Here is a 2,069-nt window from a genome sequence, read left to right as displayed (position 1 = left end):
CTGAAACGCTGGTGGGATAGAAGCCTTCATCCAGTTGCAGGCTGCCATCGGGGCGCCGTTCCAGAATGCGCGTCACGGCCAGGCGGGTGTAGGCGCTGCTGTCGTCGGCCTTGCGTTTGAGCTGCAGGTTGGGCACCGCCAGGTCAACCTGCACCAGNTCACCGTCGGCGCTGTGCGTGTCCTTGATTTCCAGGGCCTGGGCGCTGTAACGGAAGTTGGCGGGGTTATCGGGCCAGCTTACTTCACGGCCACCTTCGGTGCGCAGCGGCAGGCACAGGTAGATCTCGCTGTCCTTCGCGCCGTCGTCTTCGATTTCCAGCGGTGGCGGTGGTGGCAGGTCTGCAGGGATATCGAACACCGTGCCGTCCGGCATGATGCCCCGTGCACGGGTGATGGCGACCTTGCCCAGGCTCAGGTACTCGTCATTCAACTGCAATTCGCTGAAGCCATAGAAGGCTGCGTTCAGGCTACCAAGACGTTGATGCAGGGCCGCTTCGGCAGCACGAGCAGCTTGCTGGAAATGCTGTGGTTTGACGAACAGGCCTTCCGGCCACAGGACAGGGTTACGTGAACTCATGAGCGCTCCATGTCAGCGTGAACAAGCGAGAAGGGCAGGGTTACAGGCGCCATCAGTCTTCCTCCTTGAGCAGGAGCTGCGTGTCGTTGAGCAACACCGACAGGATGATCTGGTGCCCGCGGGGCGGAATGCGCAGCACCTGGCTCCAGGTGGCGTTTTCCTGACTCCGGTAGTCGGCGATCACCGCGACAAAGCGCGTTTCGGGCTCGATGGGCGCAAAGGGAATGAACTTGAACTGGCCAGGGCGCAGCAGGTAATCGTCATCGCGTATGTAGGTGCTGCGCAGTGCCTCGGCAGGGTCCTTGTCCAGTAGTTCGTAAACACTGTTGCGCAAGAGAGAGTCGTCGCGCAGTTGCAGGATCTTCACGGCCATGGGCGTAGCGACGGGCTCGGCGGCCACGGTGGTGGTGCGCGGCAAGGTCAGCACCACGGTCGGGTCGTCGTAGCTGCCCGGAGTACTTTCTTCCATGGGGGAGCGCGCCGGATTCTCGCCATCGTCAACTGGCGAATCGACGGGCGACATGGCCGGGAATTGTTCCTGCAGGTATTCGAACAGGGCACCGACTTTCTCGGTCAGCACGTAGGGGTCGCCTGCACTCAGGCTGACCGCGTAAGGGCTGGGCTCCAGAGCCGGCCCGGGCTCGGGCGCCACCTCAAGGCTGTTCGGGTTGCCATTGAGCGTTGGGCTGGCGTTGATGCTGAACGCGACCTGGGTAGGATGTTCCCCGGGCGGTCCGACGGGCAATGAGGGGTCCATCACCACCTGGCCAATCTTGCTCAGGGACGTGCAACCCGAGATCCCGATCAGCGCCGTCAGCAGGCCAGCCACGAATGTTGGATGCATCATGGTCGGTCTTCCGCAATCAGGCGTTCCAGTGGGCTCTGCTGGGCTGGCGCTGCCTCTGCGTCCAGTGCCGCCAAGGGGTCGTTGCCCATGCTCGGTTCGAATGCCGAGCAGATGTCTGTGACAGTCTGGGGGGCGACAGCAGTGGCTTGACACGTGTTGGGTGGAACATCCTGCAACCAGTGATCGAGGGTTCTCTGTTCAGGGCTGAACAGGTCCTCCAGTGAGCGTGCATCGGCCTGCGCAAGCTGGGCCTGCAGGCGATAGGCGCCAATGCGCAACTGGTCACCCTCGAGCAGCCGCCTTGCGGTTAGCGACCCCAGGCTGTGGAGGCTGTCGTTCAGGTAAGTTCGCTGACAGCGATCGATGACGCAGAAGCTGCCCTCGATCCAGCGGATCTCGCAATGGATCGGTGCAACGGTCTGGTCACGGTCGTTGATCCGCCAGGTGGCCTTCGCGCTGCCGATGGTGCCGCCTGTGCAATTGAACTGATGTCGGGCAGTGACGTTGTGTTGCAACTGATCCAGGTTGGTGATGCTCAAGGTCAAAGTGCTCATGAGCGCCCCCGGAACCGCACGACAGGGCTGCTCTGGCCGTGACGGTCATCGATGAAGCTGGTCCAGCCCAGGTAGGCACCCAGGCTGCGGT

General features: G+C 62.4%; 3 protein-coding genes. All 3 read right to left on the bottom strand.

All coding sequences use genetic code 11. The annotated features are described in order from the left end of the window. A partial coding sequence (gene tssK, locus JV551A3_RS18225; RefSeq protein ID WP_167494835.1) for a type VI secretion system baseplate subunit TssK occupies positions 1–577 on the bottom strand: 577 nt, incomplete at its 3' end. A gap of 52 nt (positions 578–629) precedes the next feature. Then, positions 630–1,424, bottom strand: coding sequence for a type VI secretion system lipoprotein TssJ (tssJ, locus tag JV551A3_RS18220; RefSeq protein ID WP_133979019.1), 795 nt, complete (start codon positions 1,422–1,424; stop codon positions 630–632). Then, positions 1,421–1,978, bottom strand: a complete 558-nt coding sequence (locus tag JV551A3_RS18215; protein WP_133979018.1) for an FHA domain-containing protein — start codon at positions 1,976–1,978, stop codon at positions 1,421–1,423. The genes tssJ and JV551A3_RS18215 overlap by 4 nt, the downstream gene beginning before the upstream one ends. Positions 1,979–2,069 lie beyond the last annotated feature (91 nt).

Source organism: Pseudomonas inefficax, from assembly GCF_900277125.1.
Taxonomy (GTDB): domain Bacteria; phylum Pseudomonadota; class Gammaproteobacteria; order Pseudomonadales; family Pseudomonadaceae; genus Aquipseudomonas; species Aquipseudomonas inefficax.
This window is presented reverse-complemented; position numbering and strand designations above follow the sequence as displayed.

Coding starts and splice junctions, on each gene's coding strand:
- tssJ (WP_133979019.1), bottom strand. CDS start 1,424: ATGATGCATCCAACATTCGTGGCTGGCCTGCTGACGGCGCTGATCGGG.
- JV551A3_RS18215 (WP_133979018.1), bottom strand. CDS start 1,978: ATGAGCACTTTGACCTTGAGCATCACCAACCTGGATCAGTTGCAACAC.